The following is a 14,870-nucleotide window of genomic DNA, read 5'->3' as shown; positions in this document are numbered from 1 at the left end:
TATGTCACAAGCGATTATGCTGACCCCCACCTAAAGAAAGCAAGGTTTGTCTATCCGCATCGATTGTTAGTGAAGGAGCCATCATGTTTCGCGTTCATCTCCCTACCCTGCCCGCTCGCGGCTACAGCATCGCAGCCGCCTCGATCGCGGTGGCGCTCTGGAGCGTTGCCCCTCTGCTGGCCGGCATGGCTCAGACCTCGTCACCGCTGCAGCTGACCGCGCTGACGCTGCTGGCAGGCGCACTTGCGACGCTGCCGCTGAGCCGCAAAACGGGAATGAACACGATGCGCCCGCTCTGGGCGATGAGCGTCTGGCTTGGGGTACCGCTGTTGATTACCGGCGCGGTCAGCAGCTACTTCATCGGCATGCGTTTGGCACCGGCCGCCGACGCGGCGCTGATCACCTACACTTGGCCGGTCCTGTTCGTACTGTTGAGCCAGTACAGCCGCCACAAGCGGCTGCGCCTGGAAGGCGTCATCGGCGCGCTGATCGCGTTTTTCGGCGCCTCGCTTTTGATGCTGCCTCAGGCGCTTTCCGGCGGGTTCAACGGCGAGCTCACCGGCTACGCCATCGCGCTGCTTTCGGCCTGCTGCTGGGCGCTCTACTCCTGGTTTGGCCAGAGCGCGCCGGTGGCGCTGACGCCGCTTCTGCCGCGCCTTTTGTTGATCGCCTGCGCGTTAGCCACGGGCGCGAGCCTGTTACTCGAAAACGATTTGACGCTGCCGCAAAGCGAGGCGCTGCTGGCGGGTATCGCGCTGGGGCTGGGGCCTTACGGCATTGCCATGGTCGCCTGGGACAAGGCGCTGCGTTTGGGCCACTCAAACCTGGTGGGAAGCCTGGCCTACGGCGTGCCGATTCTCGCCGGCCTGCTGCTGGTGCTGGCCGGCATGAGCGTGCTCGACTGGCGCCTGCCAATGGCCGCCGTACTGGTCGTGGCAGGCTGCTTGAAGGCGGGCCGCTAATATCACAAAGCGCCGTCGAGCGACGGCGCTGTCAACTTGCGTCAAGCGACTCGGTGATTGGTCAAGATAGCGCGATTACTGGTCGAGATAGCGCGGTTTGGCGATGCCGCGCAGCGCCTCCAGCGGAATCTCGAGCTCCGGCTGACCCACGGCGTAAGGGGCGATCTCGTAGACGTTGAACTTCACCACCCAGCGGTCCTCGAGCGGAGCAACGTTACGGGACTGGCTAAGCGGCCAGTTGGCGGCGAACGTGGCGTCCTGCTCGTTCTCGTCAAGCCAGCGCTGATGCGCCTCGGTGACCAGCCGCTCGAAAGCGGCCTCGCGGCCTTCGATCAACATATCGCTTAGCCCGACGGTATTCCCGGAGCGCTCATCGATCACCATGAACTCGGTGGCGGGAAGGCCGTGCGCCTGGCCGCTAAAGTAGACGTAGCTATTGAGTTCCAGAGTCAGCAGGTCGTTGTGGTGGCCATACTCGTCGGCCTCCAGCAGCGCCTCGCTCGCCCCGCTTTCGGACGTGGAGCCCTGGCGCTCGGCCTGATCGAAAAAGGCGTTGGCGTAGCCCGCCCAGGTCGTTTGGACATTCGGCGTCGAAGCGCTTTCGTCCTCAAGGGGGGCCAGCGCGATCAGCCGGCGGCGAAGCTCGCGCGACAGCATCTCGGACTTGGGAAACTCGAGCGCGGAGACCCGCAGCTGGGGGCACTGATCGAGCGGGCAGTCGGGGGCGACGAACTGCTTCTCCTGGGCTAGGGTGGCGATCGCGTAGGGCTCGACCGGCGCAGACTGATAGCTTTGGCAGCCGCTGAGCAGCAGCGTCACTGCGACCAGCGCGCCCACTGTTAGACGTGGCATGATATTTTCTCTTTTGAGTTCTATCCCTTTGGTGTCACGCCGGATTCGAGCGGCCGCGCGTGACATCTTTAGCGCCGAGCCATGCTCGACCCCTTAAATGTAAACGCCCTTGCCGCACAAAGCGAACAAGGGCGTTTAGCGTGACCGGCGGTGCCGCTTGGGTATCAGGCGTCCGGTTCGATATCGGTCGGTTCGAGCTCGGTCGTCAGCTCGAACAATCCGCTTTCGCTGGCACTATAGCCGCGGGCATGCACGGTATAGGTGCCTGGCAGCAGCGAGGTTTCAAGCAGGGCGTTGGTGCCGGAGCCGCCGTCGTCATTGGACTCGGACACGCCGTTTCCGGTCAGCTCGAGATAGGTATCGAAGTGGTTAGAGTCCAGCGCGATCGTTACCGCCGAGCTCTGTTCGACCTCGAGCTGGTAGGTCACGTCTTCGCCGCTGTACCAGCCGCTGAGCGTTTCACCGGGCGTCAGCTCGCCGCCGTTTTGAAGCTCGGTGCCCTCGGGCAGCTCGTTCTCTTCCACGGCGAGCGTGAACTGGCCGCCAGACGTGGTTTCAAAAGCGGTGCGGGCGACGATACGGTAAGTGCCCGGTGCGAGGAAGTCTGCCAAGCGCGCATCGTAGCCGTCGCCGCCGTCATCATTTTCCCGGGAGTAGCCGTCGTCGTCGTGCAGCTCCAAAAAGGCGTCGACGTCGCTTGAGCGCATGTCGATCTGATACATCCCCGCCTCTTCGATCTCGAGGGTGTACTCGAGCGGGGCATTGTTATACCAGCCGGTCAGCGATTCGCCCGGCGCAATCGGGCCGTCGTTGCGGAAGTCGCCGGCCTGCTCGCTGAGCGTGGCGGACAGCGTATACATGCCGTTTCCGCTACCGTAGGTTTGCGCCTTGACGGTGTACTCGCCCGGGGCGAGGAAGTCGGTGATCTGAGCGTCGAGGTCGCCGCCGCTGTCGTCGTCGTTACGACGGTAGCCGTTGGGGCCTTCGATGGTCAGGTAGGCATCGAACTCATCGGAGCGCATATCGATCTGGTAAAGCCCCGCTTCCTCGACCGTCAGCGTTACGACTTCCTCGTCGGACTGCATCCAGTAATCCGCCGGCTCGTCCACGGTCAGGGTATCGCTGTCGCTGATTTCGACGGTACGCGGATAGAGCGTGAACGGGCCGTAGCTGCTGGCATCCATACCGCTGACCACGACCAGGTAGTCGCCGGCCTCTTCGATGCGATGGCGAAGCGGCGCACCGCTGCTCAGCATCTGAAGGTGGTCGTCGTAAAGCGTGACGGTCCCCTGGAGCGCGCCGTTCAGATCCAGCTCGACCAGCGAGTCTTCGTCGAGCGCCAGGCGGTAGTACAGCGAGCGGCTGCCGTCGTTGCCGTTGAGCTCGCCACTGGTGGTGAGCTCACCGCGAAGGCGCTCATCGAGGGTCAGACTACCGAGCCCTTCGATGGAATCGATCGGGAGTGCCTGCTCGGTTTCGTCGGTATCGGCTTGGCCCGAGAAGCCGGAAACGTCCGGCACCACTTGGGCCACGAGAAACCCGGCGAGCGCGCCGCCCAGCACGCCCACTACGAGTGTTAACGATGAACTATTAGCCATTGAAAAAATTCCGTTGAATGACGTTTGAAGTACGCAATAGTGCTACGCGGACCTTTTTATATCACACGATCCTTATAAAACGCACCGATGGTTTTGCGTTTCCTTGTAACGTGAACAAGTGCTACACAAAAGAAGCACTTAAACGGCGGTGGCCAATTTAAATAATTTTTGGTGAACTAAATTCGAAACTTGGGGTACATCTTCGCCGATTATCGCAAAGCTTGCCCAATGCTGATTGGAGCGTTACCATCGCGAAGCCTTCAGGCAACCCCCTTTAGTTATATTCACCCGCTGATTAAAGAATGCCGGATCGAGATCAATAGCTGAGGTACTCCAATGGGAGTTCATGCAAAAATCATCAAACAAGGTTTATTCGCGGCTTTATTAACGATGGCGTCCAGCACCGCCTTCGCCCAGAGCGTCGACCAGCAAGGCGTGGCCTCTTTCTACAGCGACCGCTTCCAGGGAGCGACAACCGCCAGCGGCGAAGCCTTCGACCAGCAGGCGCTGACCGCCGCTCACCCGAGCCTGCCCTTCGGCAGCAAGGTACTGGTCACCCGCCCGGATACGGGGCAGGAAGTCGAAGTACTGATCAACGACCGCGGCCCCTTCGTCAAAGGCCGAATCATCGACCTTTCCAAGCGCGCGGCGCGCCAGCTCGGCATCGTACGTCGCGGGACGGCCCCGGTGCTGCTGACGGTGGTCAACTAACCCGCTAACCACGCCCAAGCATTGTGGACTTAACGGCTAGCGTACTCCCCGATGTACGATACCCCTTGAGCTACGTTCTACCCTCTGTTGATCCCGCCTTGCTCGATGATAAAAAAGCGGCCCCACCCACGGGCCGCTTTTATCGTTTTAATCTCACCAGGTTTTATTTATTAGCGATTGGCGAACTTGTCAGAGGACCTATAGTCTTTAACGGGACACGGCCGCTTTGCGGCGCCGCGAGACGATTCATCTACGCAGGAGGCTTTGATGCAGTCACGCTACTTTACGCTAACCGATTACCCGGAAGGGCTACCCCGCCGCGAGATTTTTAAACTCGAAACCCAAGAGCTTCCCGAGCTTAGCCTAGGCGAGGTGCGCGTTCGCAACCGCTGGCTCTCGGTCGACCCTTACATGCGCGGACGGATGAGCGGCGTGCATACCTACGTCCCCCCCTTCGAGCTCGGCAAGCCGATGGACGGCGGCGCGATCGGTGAGGTGATCGAATCCAACGACGAGAAGCTTAAAGTCGGCGACCGGGTCAGTCACATGGGCGGCTGGCGCGATATCGCTCAGGGCTCTGCCGAAGGCGTCTTCAAGCTGCCGGACCACGACGTTCCGGAGCAGGCGTATTTGGGGATTCTTGGCATGCCAGGGATGACCGCCTGGACCGGGCTTAACCGCATTGCCGAGTGCAAGCCCGGCGACAACGTGCTGGTAAGCGCGGCCAGCGGCGCGGTCGGCTCGCTGGTCGCGCAGTTGGCAAAGGCCAAGGGCTGCCACGTGGTGGGTATCGCCGGCGCGGCCCACAAGCTCGCCTGGCTCGAATCGGTGGGCGTGGAGCCGGTCACCTATAAAGAGCGCACTGCCGGCGAGCTGAGCGACGCCATTCGCCTGGCAAGCCCGGAAGGCATCGACGTCTACTTCGAGAACGTTGGCGGCATCTGCCTGGAGGCGGCGCTTTCCCAGCTCAACGAAGGCGCGCGAATCGCGGTGTGTGGCATGATCGACAGCTACAACGCCGAGAAGCCCGCCCCGGGGCCGAGCAACCTTTCGCAACTGGTGGTGCGCAAGGCGAAAATGCAGGGTTTCATCGTCGCCGACCATTGGTCGAACTACGGCTATTTCCTCAACGAAGTGGCGCCCCAGGTCGCCGAGGGCAAGTTCGACTACAAGGAGACCGTGGAAGAGGGCCTCGAGCGCACCCCGGACGCCTTCCTCGCACTGTTCGAAGGCGCCAATACCGGCAAAATGCTGGTCAAGCTCGAAGGCTAACCGCCACCCGAGCCGACAGCACCTCTTCAACACCCAGCAGGCCGCCGCGTATTCGCGGCGGCTTTTTTCGTGAAAATCGCCAAACCCGTTCGACCAATATCCTATTGACGATTAAAATGTCCGCCACAGAGCGTGCGCTAACCCATTGCCCTTTCGAGCCGCTGAATGAGGCGTCTTATCGACTCCCCCGGCCGATGGGTTAGCGCATCAAGCGGGCGAGAATCCTCACGGGTCGCTTGCCCATCATGCGTGGTAACAGGGACATTGTATGAACGAACACAAACGCGCCCGCAGCGCCTGGCCGGCCGTGATTCTCGGGGTCGTGCTCGGCCTTGCGGGTCTGGCGCTAGCCGTGGGCGGCGGCAAACTATTGAGTTTGGGCGGCAGCGCCTACTACCTGATCGCCGGTATCGCCGTGCTAGCCACGGGCATCCTGCTCGCGCTGCGCAAGGGCGCGGCACTTTGGCTGTACGCCGCCACGCTGCTGGGAACCCTCGTTTGGGCGCTGTGGGAAGTGGGGCTGGACTGGTGGCCGCTGGTGCCGCGGGTGGCCATCCCGTGTCTGATCGCCATCGTCATGCTGCTGCCCTGGTGGCGCAAGCCCTTGGATTCACGCGGCGGGAGCCTGGCACTAGGGCTTGGCGTCATCGCCTCTATCGCGGTTGCGATTGCCAGCCAGTTCACCGCCCCGGGCGTAGTCGAAGGCTCGCTTGTCGATAACCGCGCCAACGCCGAGGCCAACCCCGCTCAGGTCGCGGGTGACGACTGGGCGGCTTACGGCGGCACCAACGCCGGCACCCACTACTCGTCGCTCGATCAGATCACACTCGACAATATCGGTGAGCTCGAGGAAGCCTGGCGCATCCAGACCGGCGATGAGCCCGGCCCCAACGCGCCGCCGGAAATCACCAATCAGAACACGCCGCTGAAGGTCAACGACCAGCTTTATATCTGCACCTCGCACAGCCGCGCCATGGCCCTGTCGCCGGAAACCGGCGAGACGATCTGGGAGTTCGACCCCGAGATCAGCACCCAAGGCGCCGACGACTTCTCCGGCTGGGCGCACATGACCTGCCGCGGGCTCGCCTACTTTGACGCGGCCAACTATTCCGATAACGATGCGGATAACGCTGCCGATAACGACGTCAACATCGAGTCGGATAACGCGACGACCAGCGATGTAGCCGGCGGCGAGAATGCCACGCCTTCGCTGCTGTTCGCCGAGCGCGACGCTTTCGCCATCGACGTGGCGATACTCGAGCGGCTGAGCGCCCCGACGGCCACCGAAGACACTGCCGCGCCGATGCTGAGCCAAACCGACGTGATGTGCCCCCGCCGGCTCTATCTACCCACCGCCGATGCCCGTCTGATCGCGCTTAACGCCGATACCGGCGAGCCCTGCGAAGGCTTTGGCGAAAACGGCGAAGTGGATCTGACGCAAAACATCGGCAGCTTCGATCCGGGCGGCTACTACTCCACCTCCCCCGCCACCGTGACCGAGAACCTGGTGATTCTGGGCGGCCACGTGACCGACAACAGCTCTGTCGATGAGCCTTCTGGGGTGATTCGCGCGTTCGACGTGCGCACCGGCGAACTCGTCTGGAACTGGGACAGCGGCAACCCGGACGACACCGCCCCCATCGCCGACGATGAGACCTATACCCGCAATTCGCCCAACGTCTGGGCGCCGATCAGCGTCGACGAAACGCTGGGGCTCATCTACCTGCCCATGGGTAACGCCACGCCGGATCAGTTCGGCGGTAACCGCAGCGAAAACGACGAAACCTATAGTGCGGGGCTCGTAGCGCTGGAGCTCGAAACCGGCCAGGTCGCCTGGGTCTACCAGTTCGTTCACCACGATCTGTGGGATATGGACACGCCCGCCCAGCCGGTGCTGATTGACCTAGACACCGCTGACGGCGTCCAGCCGGCGGTTATCCAACCCACCAAGCAGGGCAGCCTCTACGTGCTCAACCGGGAAACCGGCGAGGCGATCGTGCCGATCGAAGAAGTGCCCGCCCCCCAAGGCGCGGTCGAGGGGGACTGGACCGCTGAAACCCAGCCTCGCTCGGCATTGAACCTGCTGCCCGCGCCGCTCACCGAGCGCGACATGTGGGGTGCCTCGCCGTTTGATCAGATGATGTGCCGCATCCAGTTCAACTCGCTGCGCTACGAAGGCCAGTACACGCCGCCGTCGCTCGAGGGCAGCATCATCTACCCGGGTAACGTCGGCGTTATGAACTGGGGCGGCGTGGCGGTCGACCCCGAGCGTCAGACGCTGTTCACCGGCGCCAAGTACTTGGCGTTCGTTTCTACCCTGGTGCCGCGTGAGGAAGTCGAAGGCGAACAGAGCTCGGCCAGCGAACAGGGGCTGCAAGCCAACGCCGGCGCGCCTTACGCCGTCGAGCTCGGCCCGCTGCTGTCGATCTTCAACCTGCCCTGTCAGGCGCCCTCCTGGGGCGACGTGGCGGGGATCGACCTGCAAAACGCCGAAGTGGTGTGGAAGCACCCCAACGGCACCACCCGCGACAGCATGCCGCTGGGCCTGCCGATTGGCCTGCCGGTCGGCGTCCCGGCGCTGGGTGGCCCGCTCACCACGGCGGGCGGCGTGACCTTCATGAGCGGCACGCTGGATCAGTACCTGCGCGGCTACAACCATGAAACTGGTGAAGAGGTCTTCAAGGCGCGCCTGCCCGCCGGCGGTCAGGCAACGCCGATGACCTACACCGGCGCCGACGGCCGCCAGTATGTGGTGGTCAGCGCCGGCGGTCACGGCACCTTCGGCACCAAAATGGGCGACTACGTGATCGGCTACGCGCTGCCAGAGTAATCGCCTCCTTTGGCCGGGCGTCACGCCTGGCCTTCAACGCAAAACGGGCAGCCCTTGGGCTGCCCGTTTTGTTTGTAACGCACTCCTGGCAGTTTAGAACGAAAGCTCCACTCCGGCGTAAACGCTGCGCCCCGGGGCCGGTTCATAATAGCGCCCAAAAGTGCCGTTCAAGCGCACGTTGGAATAGTGCTCCCGGTCGAAGACGTTGCGCAGGCCGACATAGGCGTTGAGCCTTGATCGCTCATCGAGCTGCCAGCCGTCGCCGACGCGCAGGTTCATAAGCCAGTAGCTGTCCGCCTCCACGTCACCCGCGTTATCCGCCAGCAGATCGCCGATGTACTCGGTTTCGAGCGTAGCGAAGCGCTCATTCACACCCTCCCAGGTGAGCTGGCTGATCCAGGTCTGCTCCGGCAGCCCCGGAATGCGGTTGCCGTCGAAGTTCGCCGTGGGCGTGGCGAACTCATCAAAGGTGTAGCGCGCCAGGGTCAGGGCGCTATCGAGTCGCCACTGATCCAAAAACTGCCAGCCAAGCGCGAGCTCCATGCCGTCGCGGTCGGTGTTACCGGCGTTCTGGTAGAACGTGCGCCCACCCTCATCGAACGGCACCAGCTCGTCACGCACGCGCACTGAAAAGAGCGCGAGATCGTAGTCGAGCGCAAGCGGGGCGACGTAGCCGCGAAGCCCCACCTCGCGATTCCAGGATTTTTGCGGCTCCACACTGGGGTTGAAGCCGCCACCGGCCGGGTTGGCGAACTCGGCAAACGTGGGCGTCTCAAAGGCCGTGCCGGTATTGAGATAGACCTGATGCTGCGGGCGGTAGCGATAGCTGAGCCCCGCCGAGCCGCTCCACTCGTTGAAGGTCTGATCACCGCTTTGATCGCCGTCCTCGAGGTAATGGTCATCGACCTCGAGCTCGACACGATCGAAGCGTGCGCCCAGCGACAGCGTGAGCCGATCCGTCAGGCCAAGATCGCCTTGGGCGAACGCGCCGGCGGCGGTAGCGGTCTGCTTTTCGCGGGCGACCTGCTCGCCCACCGCCCCGGCGCCGCTGACGTCATTGCGAAAGCGGTCGTCCTCCTGGCGGGCGATATCGACCCCGACGACGTAATCCAGCGGCAGCGCCCCCAGCTCGATGGCGTGGTGGTACTCGGCGCTGCCGCCCAGGTAGTCGCGCTCATAGCCCAGCCGGCTATCGCCCACGTAAGGCAACTGCTGCTCGAAATCGCGCCGGGCGTAGAAGCCTTTCACATAGAGCTCGCCGGGACCCGCGCTCAAATCCTCGTACTGCAGGCCAACCAGCTGCTGGTCGACGTTCTGGTGTGCGTCCAGCGCGACCGAATTGGGCGCGGCCAAGTCGCGGCCCCGGGCGACTTCACGGGCGTTGAGCGCGCCCGGGTCTTCCGAGCGTGGGTTTTCAAGCAGGTTGAAGATCGCGGTCAGCGCCCGCTCGCTTCCCAGCTCGCGGCGAAGCTTCGCGTTGAGCAGATACTTCTCGGTGGAGCTCTGATCGCGGTAGCCGTCCACGTTCAAGCCAGAAAGGCTCACATGGTGGGACCAGTCGCCATTCTGGCCGCCGTTTTGAAGCGCGAGCTTTTGATAGCCGTCGCTGCCCGCCTCGACACGCACGCTGGATACTGGATTGCTACGCCCGTCGGCGGTGGTGATATCGATCACCCCGCCGGCGGCGTTGCCGTACAGCACCGAGGAGGGCCCGCGAATCACCTCGATACGCTCGGCGCTGTCCAGGTCGATGGCGTCAAGCGCCGCCTGGCCGTCGGGCAGCGTGTAGGGAATGCCGTCGACACGCACGGTGATACCGCGCACGCCAAACGGGGCGCGGGCGCCGAAGCCGCGAATAGCGATGCGTTGGCCCTGGGCGAAGTTATCGCGGTTTTGCACGAACACTCCGGGCACGCGAACGAGCGACTCGTCCAGCCGCACGCGCTGCTGGCCGCGGTGAATCTCGTCCTCTTCAAGCGTCGATATCGCCGCCGGGGTAGCGTAGAGCTCGCGGGCAAGCCTTGGCGCGCTTACCTGGACCGGCGCAAGGGTGACCGCTTGCTCGTCGGGAGACGTCTGGGCCAGCACGGGCTGAACGCCCATGGCGCTTGCCAGAAAAAAGGTGGGCGGCAGCAATATTTTCATGGGGCCTCGATGGGGTAATGAGCGCAGTAACGCCTGGGCGCAAGGCCCGGCAATCGTGAAAGAAGCGCAGGATACGGGGTCAGGCTAGAGATGGCGAGCCGCCGGGGCAAACTTAAATAGCCGCCGCTATAAACGTTTAACATTCGCACACTGCCCCAAGGGCAACTACACTTTTGGCTAAGCCGAGCGACAGGCCGTTGCTCGTTTATTGAATAAGCATTGGAGGCTTTATGGCCCTGACCGCCACCGACCCGATCAAGATACTTTTCGCCATTTTGCTGCCCCCGCTGGGCGTCTTCATGGAAGTCGGCTTGAAAGGCCATTTCTGGCTCAACATTCTGCTGACGGTGTTTGGCTTCATTCCCGGCATCATTCACGCGCTGTATGTGATCCTGAAGTACTGACCCTCACCCGCCGGTGACAAGATCGAAAAAAACGGGGCGCCTTGAGCGCCCCGTTTTTTGTCCGGATTTTCGTTCAGGCTCCCAAGCTTTGATTATGAGGCTTTAGGCGTCTCGTCACGGGCTTCACCCGCCCCATTGAGCGCCTCGCCTTCGCTGCGCGCCACCAGCGCCGTGCCGGTCAGGTCTCCGGTCACGTTGAGCGCGGTTGCCCCCATGCCCACTAGCGCGTCGATCGCGGTCAAAAGCCCCACCACTTCGATAGGTAGCCCCACCTGGGTGAAAACGGTGGAAATCATGATGATCCCGGCGCCAGGCACGCCGGCCGTACCGACGGATACCAGCGTACCGATCAGCACGATCTGCACCATGCTGGCGAAATCCAGCGGCGCGCCAATGACGTTGGCGGCAAACACCGCCGAGATCGCGATGCGAATGGCGGCGCCATCCATGTTCATGGTCGCGCCCAGCGGCAGACTAAAACCGTAGATGCTTTTTGAAATGCCCAGCCGGTGCGCCGCGTTAACAGTGAGTGGTAGCGTCCCGGCGCTACTTTGCGTGGCAAACGCCGTGGCCAGCGGCGTTCGCGCCTCGCGAAAGAAGGTGCGAAGGCGCACGCCAAAAAAGCGCAGCGCCACGCAGTAAAGCGCCAGCTGCGCGGCCAGCGCCACGTAAAGCACCAGTACCATATCGCCCAGCGCCAACAGCGTGCCAAGCCCTTGCTGGCTCACGGTACCGGCAACGATGGCGAACACGCCGATCGGCACGACGTGCAGCACTCCGGCCATTACCTTGAGCGTCACCTCGTTCAACGCCTGCAGCACTTCGTATAGGCGCTCGCCCAGTGCGCGCTGGTGCGAGGTCTGGCGCATCTTCAAAAGCGCGATGCCGAACACCAGCGCGGTGAAGATGATACCCAGCATGTTCAGCTCGACGAAGGCACCAAACAGGTTGCTTGGCACGATGTTCAAAAGCGCCTCGACCACGCCCGGGTTCTCCGGCACCGAGAAACTCATGTTCTCCTGAGGCGTGGTGTTGCTACCCGGGTCGAACAGCGAGGCCACCGCCAACCCCACGACGATCGCCAGCGCCGACGAGGCGAGATAATAGAGCAGCACCTTGCCGCCGATGCGCCCAACGCTGCCCTCCTGAGACTGGTTGATGCCTACCATCAGCGTGAACAGCACGATCGGTACGATCAAAAAGGTCAACAGACGCAGCAGCAAATCGCCAAGCGGCGCAAGCCACGCGATCAGCGTTTCGCCGCCGAACAGCCCGGTGAGTACGCCCAGCACCAGCGCAATGCTGACGCGCAGAATCAGCGAGGTGCGTAGGTAGCCCTGCAGTAACGTTTTCATGATTCTTGCCCCAACTTACTCAAATGAATACCGCCTCATAAAGCGCCGGCTGGGCGAGAGTATAGCCGCCCCGCCACGCTTTACCCCTTGTCAGGCGCCACGTGCTCGCTTAGCAGTGTCTCCAGCGCGTCATCCCGCGCCGCGTAGTAGACCAGTCGCAGGTGGCGCTCCTCGTCGATGGTCAATGAAATATGCTCGACCTCCACCGCGCCAATGGGCGCCACGTTAAGCGTGCGTACACCCAAGCACGGCCCGTGAATCTCCTGGTCCGGCCACCAGTCGCAAAACGCCTCGTCGACTTGGCTGAGCGTCTCGACCAGGGCGTTCAGCGCCGGGTCCGACGGGGCGCGGGCGGCGTCGCGCTTGAAGCTTCCAAGCATCTGCCGCGCCTGGGGCTGCCAAGGGTCGAACATCGCTCGGATGGCCGGGTCGGTGAACAGCAGCCACAGCAGGTTGCGCGCCTGCACCGCGTGGCGGGAGAAGCCAAACAGCGCGTCGGCGGCCGGGTTGAACGCCAGCACGTCCCAGCGCAGGTTGAGCACGTAGCTTGGGCGGGTCGGCAGATCCGCCATTAGCCGATTCACCAGCGGCGGCACCTCGCACCAGGTCTTGCCGGGCTCCGAGGGAAGCCGCTGGTGGGCCAGCAAAAACAGATGACGCCGCTCGATCGCATCGAGCTTGAAGATACGCGCCAGGCGCTCGAGAAAGTCACTCGAGGCGCGAATATCGCGGCCTTGCTCGAGCCACGTGTACCAGGTCACGCCGACGCCAGCAAGTGCGGCCACCTCTTCACGGCGAAGCCCGGGAGTGCGCCGGCGCGCGCCGCTGGGAAGCCCTACCGACTCAGGAGCGATACGCTCGCGGCGGCTTTTCAAAAACGCGCCAAGCTCGGGGCGGGTGCGCGCAAGCGTTCGTGGTTGGGCCACACGGATACCTTTTGTAATAGCATAAAGGGTTAAATTGTACCCCTCTAAAGCGCGCTTCAAAATGGCGGCGTTCATTTTTTCACGCCCGACCGGAGCGACCATGCCTCTCTTTTCTCGATCGCCCTATTCGTCTTCGGACGCTACCCGTTTCTCGACGCGACTCAGCGTGACGCTGATCGCGTTAGGCGCCTTTGCCTTGGGGGTGGCGTCCTACGTCACCGCAGGGCTGATACCGCTAATCACTCAAGAGCTCTTCATTCCCGAGGCGGCGGCGGCCCAGCTGGTCACGGCCTTCACGCTGGCATACGCCGTGGGCTCGCCGGTGGTCGTGGCGCTGCTGCCCGGCCGCTTTCAGCGCGAGGGGTTGATCGCTGCGCTGGTGGTGTTCGTGCTGGCCAACGCGCTCTGCGCGGTGAGTACCAGCTTCATCGCGCTGCTGATCTGGCGTAGCGCCGCAGGGGTCGCGGCGGGCGTGTACCTGGCACTGGGTATTGCAGCGGCCGGAGCCCTTTCCCGCGAGGAGCGCCGAGGCCAAGCGCTGGCGATGATCATGGGCGGTATGGCCAGCGGCACGGTGCTGGGGGTACCCCTGGGCCTAGCGCTGGCCGAGCGACTCGGCTGGGCGGCGGCCTTTTGGCTCGTGGCAGCGCTGGGGGCGATCGCAACCATCGGGCTTTTCATCAAGCTGCCCTGCCTGCCCGCCCCCGCGCCAACGCCCTTGCGGCAAAAGCTCGCTATTTTGAAGCATCCGGCAACGCTTGGCATTCTGAGCGTGTCGCTGCTGGCGGCGATCGCAAGTCTTGGCATGTATACCTTTATCGCACCGTTCATGGCCGTGCCCGCCTTCGGCGGCGTCTCGTCTATCGCGCTCTATCTTTGGGTATGGGGCGTGGGCGGCATCGCGGGCAGCTTTCTGATCGGCCCCTTCGTCGACCGCTACCTGGAGGCGCGCGTCACCCTGGTCATCATGCTAGTGCTGACGACGGCGCTGATCGCTCTGCCCTTGGCCGCGATTCAGCATCCACTGATGGCGCTTTTACCCATTGCCCTGTGGGGCGCGGTGGGCTGGGCGCTTCAGGTACCGCAAAATAACCGACTCATGCAGGTTCGTGCCCCTTTCGGCGATGCGCATTTGGCAGTGGCGCTGAACGAATCCGCGCTGTATCTCGGCAGCGCCCTGGGAGCGGGGGCCGGCGGACTGATCCTCGCCGGTGGGTTATCGCCCTGGCATCTGGCGCTGGCGGCGGCCGGTGCTGCCGCGCTGGGCGCTTTTTTGCAGCTCCTGCTCGTTGCCAGGGCGCACCGGCGCTGAGATCGGCAGCCGCTTGGAAAATTGCCGCCCAGGTATGAAAATAATTGCAAAAAGGCTTTGACGCATCGGCTCAATCGTGACAATGTGTGGCCAGTGGTTAGCAAGCAGCATGGTTTCAGAAGCGTACGATCTTTTCGGCAGCCTGATATTGTATTCCTTGTTTCACCCGCCACTTCATCTGGGTAATACCAGGAACGTTATAACAGCGCACTTTGCGCGAAAGGATTTAGACATGGCAACTGGCACAGTTAAATGGTTCAACGACACTAAAGGTTTCGGTTTCATCGCTCCTTCTGACGGCGGCGACGACCTTTTTGCTCATTTCTCCGAAATTCAAGCTGACGGCTTCAAAACCCTGCAGGAAGGTGCAACTGTATCTTTCGACGTAACCCAGGGTAAGAAAGGCCTTCAGGCTTCTAACATCAAGCAGACTTCTTAATCTTTTAGATTAAACTGTTTGAGCGGGCTTTTAGCCTGCATCACAAGGCCCGCTTATGCGGGCC

General features: G+C 62.7%; 12 protein-coding genes. 7 read left to right on the top strand and 5 right to left on the bottom strand.

What is annotated here, in order from left to right; genetic code table 11:
• Positions 1-83 precede the first annotated feature (83 nt).
• Positions 84-962, top strand: coding sequence for a DMT family transporter (locus MQW23_RS03630; RefSeq protein WP_252106452.1), 879 nt, complete (start codon positions 84-86; stop codon positions 960-962).
• 75 nt (positions 963-1,037) lie between these two features.
• Here MQW23_RS03630 and MQW23_RS03625 read toward each other — a convergent pair whose 3' ends face one another.
• Both MQW23_RS03625 and MQW23_RS03620 read right to left on the bottom strand, forming a co-directional pair.
• A complete protein-coding gene (locus MQW23_RS03625) occupies positions 1,038-1,814 on the bottom strand; it encodes an RsiV family protein (RefSeq protein WP_252106451.1) in 777 nt (258 codons plus the stop codon).
• A gap of 164 nt (positions 1,815-1,978) precedes the next feature.
• On the bottom strand, positions 1,979-3,412 hold the full coding sequence (locus MQW23_RS03620; protein ID WP_252106450.1) for a hypothetical protein: 1,434 nt from the start codon (positions 3,410-3,412) through the stop codon (positions 1,979-1,981).
• A gap of 390 nt (positions 3,413-3,802) precedes the next feature.
• On the opposite strand from MQW23_RS03620, the gene MQW23_RS03615 reads away from it, so the two are divergent.
• The 3 genes from MQW23_RS03615 to MQW23_RS03605 all read left to right on the top strand — a co-directional run bounded on the left by MQW23_RS03615 (position 3,803) and on the right by MQW23_RS03605 (position 8,225).
• Positions 3,803-4,123, top strand: coding sequence for a septal ring lytic transglycosylase RlpA family protein (locus tag MQW23_RS03615; protein ID WP_252106449.1), 321 nt, complete (start codon positions 3,803-3,805; stop codon positions 4,121-4,123).
• Positions 4,124-4,390: 267 nt separating this feature from the next.
• The gene (locus tag MQW23_RS03610) at positions 4,391-5,395 is read left to right on the top strand and encodes an NADP-dependent oxidoreductase (protein ID WP_252106448.1); all 1,005 of its coding nucleotides are present in this window, start codon (positions 4,391-4,393) and stop codon (positions 5,393-5,395) included.
• Between the two features lie 268 nt (positions 5,396-5,663).
• Positions 5,664-8,225 carry a glucose/quinate/shikimate family membrane-bound PQQ-dependent dehydrogenase gene (locus MQW23_RS03605; protein ID WP_252106447.1) on the top strand — a complete coding sequence of 854 codons (2,562 nt, stop codon included), beginning with the start codon at positions 5,664-5,666 and terminating at the stop codon, positions 8,223-8,225.
• 93 nt (positions 8,226-8,318) lie between these two features.
• On the opposite strand, the gene MQW23_RS03600 is transcribed toward MQW23_RS03605, so the two are convergent.
• Positions 8,319-10,370: a TonB-dependent receptor family protein gene (locus MQW23_RS03600; protein ID WP_252106446.1), complete on the bottom strand. Its 2,052-nt coding sequence runs from the start codon at positions 10,368-10,370 to the stop codon at positions 8,319-8,321.
• A gap of 230 nt (positions 10,371-10,600) precedes the next feature.
• On the opposite strand from MQW23_RS03600, the gene MQW23_RS03595 reads away from it, so the two are divergent.
• The gene (locus MQW23_RS03595; protein WP_252106445.1) at positions 10,601-10,774 is read left to right on the top strand and encodes a YqaE/Pmp3 family membrane protein; all 174 of its coding nucleotides are present in this window, start codon (positions 10,601-10,603) and stop codon (positions 10,772-10,774) included.
• A gap of 92 nt (positions 10,775-10,866) precedes the next feature.
• Here the strand turns inward: MQW23_RS03595 and MQW23_RS03590 are convergent, their stop codons facing one another.
• Together MQW23_RS03590 and MQW23_RS03585 are read right to left on the bottom strand one after the other, a co-directional pair.
• Positions 10,867-12,129, bottom strand: a complete 1,263-nt coding sequence (locus MQW23_RS03590; protein WP_252106444.1) for a dicarboxylate/amino acid:cation symporter — start codon at positions 12,127-12,129, stop codon at positions 10,867-10,869.
• An 80-nt stretch (positions 12,130-12,209) separates the two neighbouring features.
• Positions 12,210-13,055 (bottom strand): helix-turn-helix transcriptional regulator, encoded by an 846-nt coding sequence (locus tag MQW23_RS03585; RefSeq protein WP_252106443.1) that lies wholly within the window; start codon positions 13,053-13,055, stop codon positions 12,210-12,212.
• 100 nt (positions 13,056-13,155) lie between these two features.
• On the opposite strand from MQW23_RS03585, the gene MQW23_RS03580 reads away from it, so the two are divergent.
• Positions 13,156-14,367 carry an MFS transporter gene (locus MQW23_RS03580; protein WP_252106442.1) on the top strand — a complete coding sequence of 404 codons (1,212 nt, stop codon included), beginning with the start codon at positions 13,156-13,158 and terminating at the stop codon, positions 14,365-14,367.
• A 232-nt stretch (positions 14,368-14,599) separates the two neighbouring features.
• The gene (locus MQW23_RS03575) at positions 14,600-14,806 is read left to right on the top strand and encodes a cold-shock protein (RefSeq protein ID WP_252106441.1); all 207 of its coding nucleotides are present in this window, start codon (positions 14,600-14,602) and stop codon (positions 14,804-14,806) included.
• The last annotated feature ends 64 nt before the right edge of the window (positions 14,807-14,870 follow it).

Source organism: Halomonas sp. S3-1-1 (assembly GCF_023757625.1).
Taxonomy (GTDB): domain Bacteria; phylum Pseudomonadota; class Gammaproteobacteria; order Pseudomonadales; family Halomonadaceae; genus Vreelandella.
The sequence above is the reverse complement of the archived record's forward strand: the minus strand, read 5'-3'. Positions and strand labels throughout refer to the sequence as shown.

Bases quoted from the DNA above. Each gene is read 5' to 3' on its own strand.
- MQW23_RS03590 (WP_252106444.1), bottom strand. From the start codon at position 12,129: ATGAAAACGTTACTGCAGGGCTACCTACGCACCTCGCTGATTCTGCGC.
- MQW23_RS03620 (WP_252106450.1), bottom strand. From the start codon at position 3,412: ATGGCTAATAGTTCATCGTTAACACTCGTAGTGGGCGTGCTGGGCGGC.
- MQW23_RS03630 (WP_252106452.1), top strand. From the start codon at position 84: ATGTTTCGCGTTCATCTCCCTACCCTGCCCGCTCGCGGCTACAGCATC.
- MQW23_RS03625 (WP_252106451.1), bottom strand. From the start codon at position 1,814: ATGCCACGTCTAACAGTGGGCGCGCTGGTCGCAGTGACGCTGCTGCTC.
- MQW23_RS03605 (WP_252106447.1), top strand. From the start codon at position 5,664: ATGAACGAACACAAACGCGCCCGCAGCGCCTGGCCGGCCGTGATTCTC.
- MQW23_RS03575 (WP_252106441.1), top strand. From the start codon at position 14,600: ATGGCAACTGGCACAGTTAAATGGTTCAACGACACTAAAGGTTTCGGT.
- MQW23_RS03595 (WP_252106445.1), top strand. From the start codon at position 10,601: ATGGCCCTGACCGCCACCGACCCGATCAAGATACTTTTCGCCATTTTG.
- MQW23_RS03610 (WP_252106448.1), top strand. From the start codon at position 4,391: ATGCAGTCACGCTACTTTACGCTAACCGATTACCCGGAAGGGCTACCC.
- MQW23_RS03615 (WP_252106449.1), top strand. From the start codon at position 3,803: ATGGCGTCCAGCACCGCCTTCGCCCAGAGCGTCGACCAGCAAGGCGTG.
- MQW23_RS03600 (WP_252106446.1), bottom strand. From the start codon at position 10,370: ATGAAAATATTGCTGCCGCCCACCTTTTTTCTGGCAAGCGCCATGGGC.
- MQW23_RS03580 (WP_252106442.1), top strand. From the start codon at position 13,156: ATGCCTCTCTTTTCTCGATCGCCCTATTCGTCTTCGGACGCTACCCGT.